Source organism: Geomonas edaphica, assembly GCF_004917075.1.
Taxonomy (GTDB): Bacteria; Desulfobacterota; Desulfuromonadia; order Geobacterales; family Geobacteraceae; genus Geomonas; species Geomonas edaphica.
Map to the genome: position 1 here is coordinate 1,424,144 of NZ_SSYB01000001.1, position 13,530 is coordinate 1,437,673.

The 13,530-nt window shown below is 48.0% G+C and carries 14 protein-coding genes; 10 read left to right on the forward strand and 4 right to left on the reverse strand.

Annotation, left to right across the window (positions count from 1 at the left end; all coding sequences use genetic code 11):
* Positions 1–309 precede the first annotated feature (309 nt).
* Positions 310–1,956, reverse strand: a complete 1,647-nt coding sequence (locus E8K79_RS06170) for a methyl-accepting chemotaxis protein (RefSeq protein WP_162604603.1) — start codon at positions 1,954–1,956, stop codon at positions 310–312.
* A gap of 405 nt (positions 1,957–2,361) precedes the next feature.
* Between E8K79_RS06170 and E8K79_RS06175 the strand changes: the two genes are divergently transcribed.
* The 4 genes from E8K79_RS06175 (at position 2,362) to E8K79_RS06185 (ending at position 5,349) form a co-directional block, all read left to right on the forward strand.
* Positions 2,362–2,955, forward strand: a complete 594-nt coding sequence (locus E8K79_RS06175) for a class I SAM-dependent methyltransferase (protein ID WP_136513926.1) — start codon at positions 2,362–2,364, stop codon at positions 2,953–2,955.
* Between the two features lie 286 nt (positions 2,956–3,241).
* A complete protein-coding gene (locus E8K79_RS21735; protein WP_407925470.1) occupies positions 3,242–3,331 on the forward strand; it encodes a zinc-ribbon domain-containing protein in 90 nt (29 codons plus the stop codon).
* A gap of 140 nt (positions 3,332–3,471) precedes the next feature.
* The gene (locus E8K79_RS06180) at positions 3,472–4,764 is read left to right on the forward strand and encodes a hypothetical protein (protein ID WP_136513927.1); all 1,293 of its coding nucleotides are present in this window, start codon (positions 3,472–3,474) and stop codon (positions 4,762–4,764) included.
* A gap of 114 nt (positions 4,765–4,878) precedes the next feature.
* The gene (locus tag E8K79_RS06185; RefSeq protein ID WP_136513928.1) at positions 4,879–5,349 is read left to right on the forward strand and encodes a hypothetical protein; all 471 of its coding nucleotides are present in this window, start codon (positions 4,879–4,881) and stop codon (positions 5,347–5,349) included.
* Positions 5,350–5,521: 172 nt separating this feature from the next.
* Here the strand turns inward: E8K79_RS06185 and E8K79_RS21485 are convergent, their stop codons facing one another.
* The 3 genes from E8K79_RS21485 to E8K79_RS06200 all read right to left on the reverse strand — a co-directional run bounded on the left by E8K79_RS21485 (position 5,522) and on the right by E8K79_RS06200 (position 6,653).
* Complete coding sequence (locus tag E8K79_RS21485; protein ID WP_246043736.1) at positions 5,522–5,920, reverse strand: hypothetical protein; 399 nt, start codon at positions 5,918–5,920, stop codon at positions 5,522–5,524.
* 87 nt (positions 5,921–6,007) lie between these two features.
* On the reverse strand, positions 6,008–6,331 hold the full coding sequence (locus E8K79_RS06195) for a PLDc N-terminal domain-containing protein (protein WP_135871011.1): 324 nt from the start codon (positions 6,329–6,331) through the stop codon (positions 6,008–6,010).
* Between the two features lie 10 nt (positions 6,332–6,341).
* Complete coding sequence (locus E8K79_RS06200) at positions 6,342–6,653, reverse strand: TM2 domain-containing protein (RefSeq protein WP_135871009.1); 312 nt, start codon at positions 6,651–6,653, stop codon at positions 6,342–6,344.
* A gap of 408 nt (positions 6,654–7,061) precedes the next feature.
* On the opposite strand from E8K79_RS06200, the gene E8K79_RS06205 reads away from it, so the two are divergent.
* The 6 genes from E8K79_RS06205 (at position 7,062) to E8K79_RS06235 (ending at position 13,318) form a co-directional block, all read left to right on the forward strand.
* The gene (locus tag E8K79_RS06205) at positions 7,062–7,361 is read left to right on the forward strand and encodes a hypothetical protein (protein WP_136513929.1); all 300 of its coding nucleotides are present in this window, start codon (positions 7,062–7,064) and stop codon (positions 7,359–7,361) included.
* Positions 7,362–7,462: 101 nt separating this feature from the next.
* Positions 7,463–7,927, forward strand: coding sequence for an NADAR family protein (locus E8K79_RS06210; protein ID WP_136513930.1), 465 nt, complete (start codon positions 7,463–7,465; stop codon positions 7,925–7,927).
* A gap of 237 nt (positions 7,928–8,164) precedes the next feature.
* Positions 8,165–9,094 carry a DMT family transporter gene (locus E8K79_RS06215; RefSeq protein WP_136513931.1) on the forward strand — a complete coding sequence of 310 codons (930 nt, stop codon included), beginning with the start codon at positions 8,165–8,167 and terminating at the stop codon, positions 9,092–9,094.
* Positions 9,095–9,959: 865 nt separating this feature from the next.
* Complete coding sequence (locus tag E8K79_RS06225; protein ID WP_136513933.1) at positions 9,960–10,691, forward strand: hypothetical protein; 732 nt, start codon at positions 9,960–9,962, stop codon at positions 10,689–10,691.
* 214 nt (positions 10,692–10,905) lie between these two features.
* Positions 10,906–12,339: a restriction endonuclease gene (locus E8K79_RS06230; RefSeq protein WP_136513934.1), complete on the forward strand. Its 1,434-nt coding sequence runs from the start codon at positions 10,906–10,908 to the stop codon at positions 12,337–12,339.
* A 493-nt stretch (positions 12,340–12,832) separates the two neighbouring features.
* Entirely contained in the window at positions 12,833–13,318 is a 486-nt protein-coding gene (locus E8K79_RS06235; protein ID WP_136513991.1) for a glutathione peroxidase, read from the forward strand.
* The last annotated feature ends 212 nt before the right edge of the window (positions 13,319–13,530 follow it).

Consider the following 13,530-nt stretch of genomic DNA (forward strand, 5'->3'; position numbering starts at 1 on the left):
ACAAACGCGGGAAGCCGCGTTTGTTTTTCAAAATGATGATTTCAAATCACAAGAGGACGATTTGAAACTCGGGAAGCTGCGTTTGAAATCCAAAAAGTGAATTTGAAACGAGAAAAAACGAAAACAAAAGGACCGGACCGCGTTTAAAACTCGGGAGACGGATTTCAACGCAGGCAAAAGCGATTTGAAAGTCCCGCAGCCGCTCTCAACGCTCCAGGACGCCGGGACGGTGGAAAGCGGGGACGAGGCTTGCGAAGTTGAGCGTTGCAGGCCTCGCCCGGGCATCCGGTGTCGTCACCGTCAATACGGTCAGGCGTACTTGAATTCCTCCACCATGCTCTTCAGGTCATCGGCTAGCTGTGCGAGTTGGTGCGCCGCCGAAGCCTCATCGTGCGATGACTTGGACGTCAGGTTTGCCACCTCGGTTATTTGCTGGATGTTGTTGTTTATCTCAATGGTTACCGCGGTCTGTTCTTCCGCGGCGATCGCTATCTGGTTGACCTGGCTGGTCACGCTAACGATCTGCTGAAGAATGTGCTCCAGAGCCTGGCCCGATTTCGAGGCCTCGATGGTTCCCTGCTCGACATCCCGCACCCCCTCGTTCATCGCCGCGACCGCGTTTTTCGTCTCGACCTGGATCGACTGGATCATCTCCCCGATCTCCCTGGTCGCACGGGTAGTTCGTTCTGCCAGTGCACGCACCTCGTCGGCAACCACAGCGAAACCGCGCCCCTGTTCACCCGCCCTTGCCGCCTCGATTGCCGCGTTGAGCGCGAGGAGGTTTGTCTGGTCCGCGATATCCTCTATGGTTCCGATGATCTGGCCGATCTGATCCGAGCGTGCGCCGAGAGTTTCGACCGTCTCGGCGGTGGATCTCACTTTCACCGCTATACGCTCCATGACGTTGACCGTCTGCTCGACCACCTTGGTCCCATCCACCGCGGCCTCGTTTGCGCGCGACGAATCGTTCGCCGCCATGTGGCAGTTGCGGGCGATGTCGGACGAGGTCGCGGCCATCTCTTCGCAGGAGGTGGCGATGGTGGTTGCCTGACAGGCGAGTTCCTCGGTACTCGTCGCCATCTGCTCCGCGGTAGCGTTCATCTGCACCGCGGCCGAGGAGACCGACATGCTGTTGCCCGCAAGCCTTCTGATGATTCCCGTCAACTTTTCAGCCATGGTGTTCATCTCGCTCCCCAACATCCCCATTTCATCTTTGGAAAGTATAGTAGAGCGTGCGAGGAGATCACCGTCTGCAATGCGAGCCATGGTATCGAACACCTCTTTCAGGGTATTGGATATTCCTCGAGCGATTACCGTTGCAATGACGATCGATCCTAAGACCGCAAGGAGTATGACCGTTATGAAGACAAATATTTCCTTTTGTGTCGACCTGTCGGCCTCTTGTGAGATGGCATCGCTGTCATCGACCCCTTTTTTATAGAGTTCGGTGATGGCCTCCGCCGGCTTCTGGTAAAGCGGTGCAACCTGCGACGAGCCGAAATTTATCGCCTCCAAGATTGCAGCACGATCGCCCGCCTTGCGGGCTTCAAGTATCATGTTGGCAAGCTTTAGGCCCTGCGCATCATACGCATCGCACCCCTCAGCAAAACTCACAAGATATTTTCTCTCCTTATCATCCAATCCCATCTGCTTCATTTTATTCACGAGTTCACGGATCTTGCCGATCTGGGCTTGGTAATCCTTGTACTTTTCGTTCAGTTTCTCGTTGTCTTCAAGAGCCATCATGTAAGTAACATCAAGGCGGGCCATGAGTAACCGCTCTTTCAGTTCACTGTATATCGTCACCTCGCGAACGTTCGAAGTTAAGCTGTGGACATCATTATTGGAGTGAGTCAAGTTCGCGATACCCATCACCCCGACAGCCACCAGGGCAATGGTCCCAAACGACGCCAGAGTAAGCAGCTTTCCCATCATTTTAATATCAGCCCACCTCATGTTGCCTCCTGTTCCTTTGGTTACACCGCAGCTTCGGCAGTTGTTTATCGCCGCACGTTCTTTTGAATATGTACGACGACGTCTTGGTATTGAGAATGTATCGACAAGGGGACCGACAGCTTGATATCTAACTCCTACTCAGACATAGGGTTTTTCCACCGCAAGCATACCAAACCCCCTACACGTGCATTTGATATGATTGAATTTTATGCCTTCAAAATTTATACAAGCACAGCTCAAGAATACTTGCATACCGCTGACGATCTTCATCGTCCGCGCCGGTCCACCAAGCTCAGCTCCATTTCTCATTTCTAATCATTAAAGATTTATGGTATAAGGCGCAGGGGACCGTCTCTTGAAGGTCTCCAGGCCCTAACTACCCTTTGCGCTTTCAAGGGAGCTAAAGTGAACTCCAAAGAGCTCGGCAAAAAATACGACAGGATCGCCCAGTGGTGGCACGAGAACCACCGGGATTCTCGATACGGATTGAAACAGCTTGATCTGGCACTCAAGTTCGTACCAGGCGGCAGGTCCGCACTCGATGTCGGCTGTGGTGCGGGCGGGAGGATCATCCGTGAGCTGGAAGTGCACGGATTTGCCGTGACGGGGCTGGATGTTTCCGAAAGGATGATAGCTCTGGCGATGGAGAATCATCCGAACGGTTCTTTCCAGGTGGCGGACATCTGCACGTGGGAAACTGGCGAAAAGTTCGACCTCATCATCGCCTGGGACAGCATCTTTCACCTGCCGTTACAAATGCACCGGCCGGTCATCGACAAGCTCTCTTCTCTACTCGAAAAGGGGGGTGTCCTGATGTACACCTTCGGCAATGCGGTCGGTGAGCATACCGATGTGTGGCAGGAGGACGAATTCTACTACAGCTCGATTGGTATAAATGACAATCTTGCAGCCCTGATAGAGAACGGACTGACTGTAATGCACCTGGAGTTGGACCAGTTTCCTGAAAAGCATGTTTATGTAATTGCAACAAAGTCTTAGGGAATGGAGCCGTCAAGTCAGCTTGACATTTGAGCGGTTGAGTATGATCTTAAGAACGTCAGAAAGGTGCAAGATGCCATTAAAGGCCAAAATATTTACTTTTAGTGCAGGATTGGGCCTTTTGACCTCGAAATCAGACGAAGTTGAAGAAGCACTGAACGACTTCATCCGAGAAAACGGATTAAATGAAAAACAAATAGTAAATGTTTTGCAGTAGGAATCTGAAGGCAAACTCCTTACTGTTACTTTTCTTTATAGAGAGTGGTTTAAAGGTGAGTTACGAAAGGTGACAAAAGAAAGAGATTGCTTAAGATGCAACGCCAAGGTTGCTGATGGTGCTAACGTTTGTCATGTATGTGGAGCTGACATAGTTTAGAGGAAAAGGTATCCACAGCCGTAATGGCGCAAAGTGGATGACCTTTAGAAGAGGCCTGAGGGAGCTGACACCATTTGATGTTGGTTCCCGTTGACTTTGATAATTTGCAAGCCTGACGGCAGATCTCATAAGGGCGATATATGAAACCAGGCAAACTCTTGTGTCTATTAATGATGTTGATGATTACGATATCAGCTTACTTGTCGTACTTAATCTATTTGGACAAGAACGGAAAAGATCTAGTTAGTTATGAAGTTTCAATTCTCGGATTTTGCATTGCTATTCTGGCTTTATATATTTCTATAAAAACATACACCTCCATTGACAGCGTCAACAGTATTAGTAAGATGGAAGGCAACATTCTAGACAATGAAAATTATGTTATATCAGTACCAGAATTGATACAGCAGTTTACATGTACGAATGAACTGGAGTTAGAAAGAGAACTTTTTAAAAAGATCGAGTGCAAGTTAAATAATGAATCTAAAACAGCTGTACAATTTGCTGACACACTACAGTACATGGTTGATGTAATAGTGCTATTTCCAGCAATCTTTAATGCAAATGACATTGATATTGACTCGTACAGGTCACGAATGTCCAGTATTTTAAAAAAATTAGATAAGAAGCAAAAGGATTTAATTTCTCTCAGCAAAGGCAATTCAATTCAAATCAGTGAAACAATAAAACTTTTTAAAGGCATAGTTTCATACCAAAAGTTTGTTGCAGATGGTAATTTCAATATTCATAGTGATTTACTTCAGGTACGGGGCCCAATCCTTCGCAATTCGGTTACTAAAACCATCTACCATAATTACCTCGGGTTATACTACAACAAGAAAGGCATACATTTAATCAGAAACTTTTTTGACATGCAAAGTTCAGATATAATGTCGATTTCAGGCATTTGTAAAATTGTTAACGAGATTAAGACGATGCCATCTGAATTGTTGGAAGATTCTGCAATGTATTTGGACAACGCTTGCAAGCAGTTTGAAAAGGCACTCAGTGTGAGTGGCGATGACATCATGTGGCCCGGCTTTATTGAATATAACAGGGCAAGAACTTTATTTTTTTTGTCATTAGTTCGTGAAAATACCCCCCAGTGGTTGCCTGTTATGGATGATGCTATTGCGGCTCGAAGCAGACTAAATCGCCTAATTGATGAAGTGTTAACCAAACACGAAACAGGAGAAAATGAGATAATCGTGACACATTTACGAAATTTTTTCATGTACCAAGAGGAGTTGGCTCGACTAGTAAAATTGAACATTTTGCGAGGAGCCGAAACTTCACACGGTGACAAGGATGATGCCTTTCTTTATCGCGGAAAAGATATACGACAGCAATCACCCGAGGACTTGAAAACCCTGTTTCGTATAGTGCCGAGTTTCCGACTGATCGAAACTTATCAAAACGAATTAATTGGATGAGAGTTCTACGGAGACAAAGGAGCAGACGACAATCATGTCGGATGGATAGCACTCCTGAATTCTAAACCACCAGAGCACAAATAGGTGAACGGCACAAAGACAGGTGGAAATGCTATGAAATGGTTGATAGTTGCTGGACTTCTTCTTTCGCTGGCGGGATGTGGCGGCGGTGATGGCGGAGCAACACAGGAAGCAGCACCTCCGTCAGTAAATGCGACGGGAGTATGGAATGGGGTTATCCCAAGCGTTAATCAGGCCAATAGCCAAGTACCTGAAACGTCTTCCTCTAGCGTGTCGATCACCCTTAATCAGAGCGGTGCATCTTTATCGGGTAATTATTTTGCGTCGACCGGCGCATTCGGTGACATAGCAGGCACTATAAGTGGCAACAATATTGATGTTACCATCGCGCTCACGAGAGAAAGCTGCAGCGGCACTCTGACTGGGACAGGGGTGATAAACAAACCTGTCACCGGTCACGCAACAATGGAGTTCCACGTTAGCGGTTTCTCCACCTGTGGCGGCAATGAGGACGACATTGCGTATCTGACTCAGGTTGCGGTCCCTCCCCTCTCCCACCCTTGATTTTAGGACAGCGGAGATCACCTTTGGGGTAATCTCCGCCCTCCGCCCTCCGCCATCCGTCCCCTCCTCCTTCTTCCTAGTCTCACCTTCAGCCGCGCGGAGTATCCGGAATATGCAGCACCGCCTGTGTGCTGTTTTAGTAGGTGTTACTGCAGGGGGTGGAACAGGCAGATTAGACCAGTTTCAGTTTGTGGCAGAATAGACATCGCATCGGTCCGTCGCCAGCTTTTGGATGTTTGGGCGGGAAGGGAACTCCGCCTGGTTCGAAGTGGCAGGTGGGACACCCCTTGTCCACTTCCATCTTACTCTGCGTCTTTTTGAACAGTTCGTAAGCAGGCATATGCTTTTCATCCAGAGGAACTCGCTTGGTCTTTTCTTCTCCGGAAATGGTAAAGAACGTGATAAGGACAGCAGACATACCGAGAAGAAGGACACCGCAGATCGCGATTAGACAAACTTTTAAAATCTTGTTGCTCTTATGTATCTGTCTGACGCCGCAATGAGGGCAGATCTCTGTTTTGAGGGCGATCTGTGCACCACAATCACTGCAAAACTTCATTTTTACATCCATCTAGACTTGCCTCCTTGACGCCGTGAAAGATAAGACTTTTAAAGCTGAATAGCTCCGCTTTTCTTCTTTGGCATAACACCACGCTTATCACCGTCTTTGCGAACCGTGCCTTACCCCACAGTTGGGGCAAATTTCGGCTCTAGGATTCACCTCCTCACCGCAATCGCTACAAAATCTTCTGCCAGAAGCTGTGACAGAATCAAAAGCAGATGTCACCTTTTGCTTCCTGCCGACGAAGAAGTAAAGAATTGCCCCTAGAAGAGGAAGGAGCACAACGACCAGAATCCAGATGATCTTGTTATTCCCTGAGAACTCAGACCTGATGATATCTACCAAGGCAACAACCCAAAGAACAAGAGGGGTGAGAGTAAAAAGCAGAACAATCAACTCCGGCAATCCAAATCCAAACATAAGGTCTCCTTTATTCGTATTTACGACTGAATTCTTCGTCGGAGGTGGTCAGATAGATGATAGCTTCGATGAACGACACGATCGCAGGGATAAAGGTCCAGCAGAAGATCAGGTAGAGGAACCCTCTCCCCACGTGCTTCAGGTAAAAGTGATGTACACCAAACCCACCCAGAAAAAGGGCCAAAATTCCCGCAGTAATTTTCTTGCTGGTGCCGTTTGCCAGGCATGACATCTGCCTTACACCACACTTCGGGCATATCTCAGCCCTCACGCTAATCTCAGCGCCACAGTCAGTGCAAAACTTTGTTGATCTTTCAGACATGATTCCCCTCCAATGATTTCAGCACAATGACGTTCAATATAGACATATACAAAAAAGACGTTTGACCATGCTAACATTTTAATGTTAATTAGATTTAACCATTATATAGACACAAGTACATTTACATTGATCACGCCTAACTCCGCATGACAACCTGTTACGTCTGCACGACAGCTCCTGCTTTTGACTTCGTTGCTCGGTTTTGGTGTGAGTTCAGGGAGTCATAGGGCTCGCGCAACTTCCATAAAAAGCAATGCGATCACCAGACCGTGTGTCAACGTGGTCAACAACACCCAATAATTAACCGGCGCATAAAAAACTTTTATTGTACTGGCAGCTGGGTTATATTGTCCTAATTGTCATAGCAACCAGCTATGACAGTTGGTGTGACTCATTGAGGAGGAACAAATGGGAAAAGTGGCTCTGCTCACCGTCGCTGTCATTCTCTCCGCCGGTACCGCTTTCGCTGCGGAATTGCCTTCTGTGCTCACCGCACCTGAGAACCCCCAATCCATCTTGGCGCCTTCGCCCGCAAAGTACGAGCTTTGCAAGGCCACCTCGTCCGAAAAGGACGAACTTGGTCGACGTGGCTGCTGTTCCTGGCACGGCGGTGTCTGCGGCTGTTCCGACGGCAGGGCCGTCTGTTGCGACGGCTCCTACAGCCCCACCTGCACTTGTCACCATGATGACAAGCCCAGCCAGATATAGGGCGTAGGGAACGCCCTTGTTTTTTTTGAGATTCGATCTGACCTTTACGAAAACCGGAATCTCAACAAGGTCCCCTTAGATCAGGAACTATGAGGTGCTTTATGGATGTAGGTGGCTACACAACGGGCTTGGGCGGAAAACTATCAAATTTTACGCCACGTGTTTTTGTCTTAGACAATATTGAATGTGCCTGTATAGAGGGACCGCTTCAGGCATTTAAGTTTGACGATCCCGAAATGCAAAAGCGGATCTGCATGATGTCAGGCCAAGAAGCCAAGGCTATTGGCCAAACAAGAAACGAAGCATGGCAAAGCTGCCAAACACTGTGGTGGCAAGGCAAGTCGTATGATCGTTTGTCGCCGGAATATCAGCAACTACTCGACAGATTATATGAAGCAGCCTTGTTGTCAGCTGGGTTTGCCGACGATCTTTTGGCTACCGGGGATGAAGTTCTAACTCACAGCATTGGGGTGCACGATCCCAGGAAAACAGTTTTAACCGAAGAAGAGTTTTGCAGCCGCCTCATGGCGAATCGTTCTAGAATCAGAAAAACGAGAGAGGCGTAGCCAATACGCAATGACAACTAACTACGCCCCCTCCACCCCACAAGCACTTGGCTAGACGAAAAAGAGCGAAATAAAGGATACCGCCCCCAAGCCCCTCTGTTTAATGTGGTGAAGAGTGACTGAGAGAGCAGAGGGCGCGGTGAACTCGTTTTGGGCTGGAGGAGACGTCCCCTTTGCTCTGTTGCCAAGCCGATTTACATTTGAAGAACTGATGAACTGAAGGGGTTGAGGAAGTAAATGGATTCTCGCAAGGCAATAGACGGTAAAGCAATGGGGCTGATGGTTGTTCTGTGTGTGGTCTGGGGGTTACAACAGGTCGTATTCAAGGCGGCTGCACCCGATGTTACGCCGATCATGTTGGTCGCATTGCGTTCGGGAATAGCTGCAATTTTAGTGTGGCTATTGATGCTCTTTCGGGGGGAGCGGATTTCTTTCAATGACGGTACTTGGCGCGCCGGCCTGTTGGTAGGTTTTCTGTTTGCGCTCGAATATTTGCTTCTGGGCGAAGGGTTACGCTATACGACAGCCTCACACTCGGTTGTCTTTCTGTACACCGCACCCATTTTTGCGGGCCTTGGCCTCCATTGGAAACTACCGGCAGAGCGGCTGCATTCACTCCAGTGGGCTGGAATATTGCTAGCTTTCGGCGGCATCTTCATAGCGTTTTTCTGGCGCGGCCCCCAATGGGCGAGCCCATCACTGTCAAAGATGATGTTCGGTGACTTTCTTGCCGTTCTTGCGGCAGTTTCATGGGGAGCAACGACGGTAGTGATTCGATGTTCCATCCTTGCTAAATCTCCAGTAAGCCAAACTTTGCTTTATCAATTGATTGGTGCTTTTACTTTATTAATGTTGGCGGCTATTGGTCTGGGCCAGACTAGATTCAATCCGACTCTGTTAGCTTGGGGTAGTCTTTTATTCCAGTCCGTAATCATGTCTTTTGCCAGTCTCCTGGTCTGGTTTTGGCTGCTGCGTCATTACTTAGCATCTAGACTGGGCGTCTTCTCATTTATGACACCGCTCTTTGGAGTAACATTTGGGGCGGTGTTGCTTAACGAACCTATCGAACTTAGCTTTTTGGTCGGAGCAATACTGGTTCTTGCAGGTATTGTTCTGGTAAGCGGATATGGGTGGCTCAAACAGGCATTGTTTAAAGTATCAACCTAAAAGATCCACGATGGTGGAAAGAACGTACTTGGGTACGTCAATGAATCATACTTTTTTCAGTGATACGGTAATGGGAAACGCATAATTTCATGGGCGTCCCTCTTTACCCCGTGCTTGGGTACGCCAATGATTCATGCGTTTCTTCCGTGATACAGTGACGGGTAACGCATAATTTCATGGGCGTCCACTTCTTTTCACGATGCCCCTCATTTATGGTCCCTAAAGGAGGACGTTATTAAGACTATCTCTGTCACCATTGCACTGATGCTATGTGTAGCATCTACTTTATTTGCAGCGCCCCCTGGCGATCTCAACGCTGACGGCAAGGTATCAATTACCGAGGTGCAACAGGTAATCAATAGCTACCTTGGGTTATATGTTCAACCACCTGCAGCAGTAGTAAGCGACATCAAAATACTTTCTTTGGAACCGTTTGAAATCTTCAGAACTTCCACCACAGTGACTTTCGGAGTGAAATTTACAGCTTCAAATACTGGCGGGTCCCGTGCAAATCTGACCATTCTTTACGCTGCAAAAGCACCTGATGATACGACAATATTTGATAGGTCTCTCAACTGGGCAGTAGACCCTGACCCTGTTAAGACCTTTCAAATACAGGTCAGCTCGTTCACTTTGCCTGCAGCACAATATGATACGGCAAAGTGGATAATTACCTCGATTGCTCTTAACTGATAAAGAGGGGTGTTCATGTCTCCTCAAGATCAGAACGTCTAGCAATAGAGAGGCTGACAAGGGTCTGGAGACAAATGACTTACACAACTTACCACTGCCCCTCCGCCCTGATATACCACAGGCAACAGCAACAACCAACTGGCCTGAAAAACAAGATCATAGGAGGCAATAAATGCGAAAAGATGAAGTAGAAACTTTAGCGAAAGCTATAGCTCTGGCAAATGAGAACCACGATGCCTATCCTGAAAATGAACTTTCAAGTTTTTTATCTATGAAGGGAGATCTATACGACGGGAAATTAATGATAGTGGGAAGAGCAGTCAATGGCTGGAGGACTACTTGGTCCCCTGAGGGAAAAGCATCAAGCGACGCAATGAGTTTATCTAAGGAAACGTTAGAGGACGTCACCAGACTAAACAGGTGTCCGATGCTATGGGTAACCGATATCTGGGATGGAAAGGAAAACTCCTCTAATAAGTACAAAACAAGAACATCTGCTTACTGGAGAGTAGCAAAAAAGACTGTGGAAGGACTTAATATAGCAGATGTTGGTAGCAACGATTGGCCTTCCTTCTTAGTCTGGAGCAACCTTTACAAACTTTCACACAGTGAACAGGGCAATCCGTCAGGAAAATTGCAAAAAATTCAATTTAAAGCGTGCGCAGAGCTGTTGTTGTCAGAATTGAAAACATATAAGCCCAATAATGTTCTGATGCTTACTGGCTTGAATTGGGCCAAGCCATTTTTGGAGGAGCTTGGGATTCAATATTCTAAGCCATCAGATACAACCTTCGTCGAAGGTGTTGCACAATTTGAGGGGACGAAAATAGTTATTGTTCAACATCCACAAGGTAAAAAAGAAAGGTTATTAGTTGGCGAAGTGCTTTCCAAATTCGACAACTGAAATCCCGACTCAACGCAGCAGCGATCACCCCATTGTTAGGGACACAGAGGGACGTGGGGCCGAGGGGACGTAGGTAACATGTGTAACGAATTGTTTGGTGCATCTAAGACCGGACCCAGATTAATAAGTTACATATGTTACCTAAGTCCCCCCCCAAACAGACGCGCTGGTGCGCCCCCCTCGCCGTTGGCAATTTGCAGAGGATACGAAAATAATGAAAAGTTATCCCCCTTCTCATGTTGATCCTAGGGCTGCAGCATCTGATGACCTCCTTTCCGATGCTCCCGCTGGGTACGCCCCCCCATCCAACGAGACATTAGTCCTCTATGTCGAGCGGTATTGGCAGTTCTATCGGGAATCTGTGGAGCAATATTTTGGAGATGTGGCAAATGCCCTGTCGTTGTATGCTTCTTACCCGTATGAGTCCACAGTAGTCAGGCTAGGCGAGAATGGGGTAATCGTCGGCCACAGGCCAGCCTCCCATCCATCCGTAAAAGTTCTTAGTATTGATGATTTTGATCCCCCTCTGGACGAAATTAATATTTTTGATATCCAAAAGAGACTACATACCCCTTTGATGTCGTTCAACTTCAGGTACCTTGCATACGATGAAGAGGAGGCAAGGGCTGCCGGAGCTCGTGCTGCATTCGAACAGGCATTAGCAGTCTTTTGGCAAATTCTGAGTGGAAATGAATTTGAGGCGTTATGCCGAGAACTTGCTGTCGCAGAAGGAATTAACGTGGGCGGCACCGAAGGCGATGGTCAAGAATATGATTTTTTCGGAAAAGTGTACCTTGATGAGCCTGGTAGGTTTGTACGTGAAGAGAGTTGGGGATTTCAGCTAAAGCATTATAAAATTGACCGCGCATCTGCGGCAGTCGTAAGAGAGTCCGAACAAGCATTGGAGCAGCTTCACTCACCATTTGACATTGTCTGCCTTGTAACATCCGGTGATTTAACGTCAATCGGTAAACACGTCGTAGTAAAAAGTCCACGCATAAGAGTTTGGGATCGAGCGGTGCTTAACCTCTTATTGCACACGCATCCAGAAATAATGCAGAAATATTTTAACCCATACGCAAAAGCTGTAGAGCAAATCCAGGCAGAGTGGGCTAACAGGGATTCCGAAAGGGTAAGATACGAAGCAAGGCTGAAGGCTTGCTCTTCAGGGCAGATGCATTTTCGATCATATGAAGATCTTGGAGTTGAAATTTTACAGTTTCTATTTCCAACGGATCTTGGGGAGCCCAGAGTACAGGCACGTACCGAAGATGGCGTTGAACGACGTGACGTGCTGTTTCGCAACAATAGGTTAACCCGATTCTTCAAGCGAATAGGAGATCGCTTTGATGCAGATTTTATCATCGTTGATTTTAAAAATTATGCTGATCCTATTGGTGGAGAAGTCGTAAATGATGTTGCTACATATGCCAATAAAGCTTTAGGGCGCTTCCTTATCATTGTAAGTAGAAAGGGAGGCAACGAAGGTGCTAGCGCAGCACAATTGCGGCGCTTCCGGAACGACCAACGTCTTATCCTCATCGTTTCTGATGCACAATTGATGGAGATGATCGAGAGGAAGGAATCAGGAGAATCCCCAGATGATATTCTGGAGGACCTCCTAGACGAGTTGTTAATTGCATACTAGGCGCCGCGGCTTAAGCTGTGTCCATCAGATGCCAATCAGCCGGTTAGACACCGCCCAAAGGCGGGGCAACCAGACGCGCCATGCGCCACATACCGTAAAGACCAGCTTCTATAAAGCTGCCTGCATCGGGTGGGACCCCCTTCGACTGCAGAACGCGGCATCAAAGGATGGCCCCTGAGGGACGTTGTTGATATTTTGAGATTTGCAGAAAGAAAGTCAAAATCTCAACTCCCCCTCTCCCAATGTAGCCGCCTCGGCAGGCATGCAAAACGCGAAAAATGAGGCGCGAGAAGTTGCGGCCACAATGGGGGCCAGCCATATAATATGGACCCGCGTAGCCGGAGGTTACAGCCCCTAGTGACAGGGGGACACCCTATGAAATAATGCGTTTCTCCTTGTTGAGCACAAGAAACGCAGCACCGTCCGTTGAATGAAGCCATACGAGATACTGATACCAGCTTTTAACCGCCACCCAAAGGCAAGGAGCGCCAACATGGTGAGCATATATGAAATACCGGTGCAGACAGCTGGCGGAGAGACCAAGACTCTGGGCGAATACCGTGGCCAGGTCATGCTTATCGTCAACACGGCCAGCAAATGCGGCTTTACCCCACAGTACAAGGGGCTTGAAGCTCTGTACCGGAAATACGCTTCACAAGGATTCGTCGTGCTCGGTTTCCCCTGCAATCAATTTGGCGCACAGGAGCCGGGCGACGCTGCGGAGATACAAAACTTCTGCTCGCTGAGCTATGACGTTACCTTCCCCCTTTTCGCCAAGATCGATGTCAACGGTCCTGAGGCAGCTCCGCTGTTTCAGTTCCTGAAGACGGCGGCTAAAGGGCTCCTCGGGAGCGAGGCCATAAAGTGGAATTTCACCAAGTTCCTTGTTGACAGACACGGCAAGGTGCTGGAACGCTATGCACCAACGACCACACCGGAAAGCCTGGAAAAGGACATTGAAGCTGCCTTGCACCGATAGAGCGGTTACTCGATCAACCACGCACCCTACCCCCAAGAGCGTCATTCTTGCACCACGACGCCAGCCCTTGTCAACGGTAATTGAAAAGTACCCCTTTTCGGTAATCGAAAAGTCCCCCCCTTGGTTATGACTGTTCGATGTGTTTAGCCAGCAGTCCAGCCTTGAGTTTCTCCTTGAGGCGGTAGCTTTCGCCCTTGATGCTGACAGAGATG

Excerpts from the sequence above, each read along its gene's own strand:
- E8K79_RS06200 (WP_135871009.1), bottom strand. The coding sequence starts at position 6,653 with ATGTCTGAAAGATCAACAAAGTTTTGCACTGACTGTGGCGCTGAGATT.
- E8K79_RS06195 (WP_135871011.1), bottom strand. The coding sequence starts at position 6,331 with ATGTTTGGATTTGGATTGCCGGAGTTGATTGTTCTGCTTTTTACTCTC.
- E8K79_RS06205 (WP_136513929.1), top strand. The coding sequence starts at position 7,062 with ATGGGAAAAGTGGCTCTGCTCACCGTCGCTGTCATTCTCTCCGCCGGT.
- E8K79_RS06235 (WP_136513991.1), top strand. The coding sequence starts at position 12,833 with ATGGTGAGCATATATGAAATACCGGTGCAGACAGCTGGCGGAGAGACC.
- E8K79_RS06210 (WP_136513930.1), top strand. The coding sequence starts at position 7,463 with ATGGATGTAGGTGGCTACACAACGGGCTTGGGCGGAAAACTATCAAAT.
- E8K79_RS06215 (WP_136513931.1), top strand. The coding sequence starts at position 8,165 with ATGGATTCTCGCAAGGCAATAGACGGTAAAGCAATGGGGCTGATGGTT.
- E8K79_RS06225 (WP_136513933.1), top strand. The coding sequence starts at position 9,960 with ATGCGAAAAGATGAAGTAGAAACTTTAGCGAAAGCTATAGCTCTGGCA.
- E8K79_RS21485 (WP_246043736.1), bottom strand. The coding sequence starts at position 5,920 with ATGGATGTAAAAATGAAGTTTTGCAGTGATTGTGGTGCACAGATCGCC.
- E8K79_RS06170 (WP_162604603.1), bottom strand. The coding sequence starts at position 1,956 with ATGAGGTGGGCTGATATTAAAATGATGGGAAAGCTGCTTACTCTGGCG.
- E8K79_RS06180 (WP_136513927.1), top strand. The coding sequence starts at position 3,472 with ATGAAACCAGGCAAACTCTTGTGTCTATTAATGATGTTGATGATTACG.
- E8K79_RS06185 (WP_136513928.1), top strand. The coding sequence starts at position 4,879 with ATGAAATGGTTGATAGTTGCTGGACTTCTTCTTTCGCTGGCGGGATGT.
- E8K79_RS06230 (WP_136513934.1), top strand. The coding sequence starts at position 10,906 with ATGAAAAGTTATCCCCCTTCTCATGTTGATCCTAGGGCTGCAGCATCT.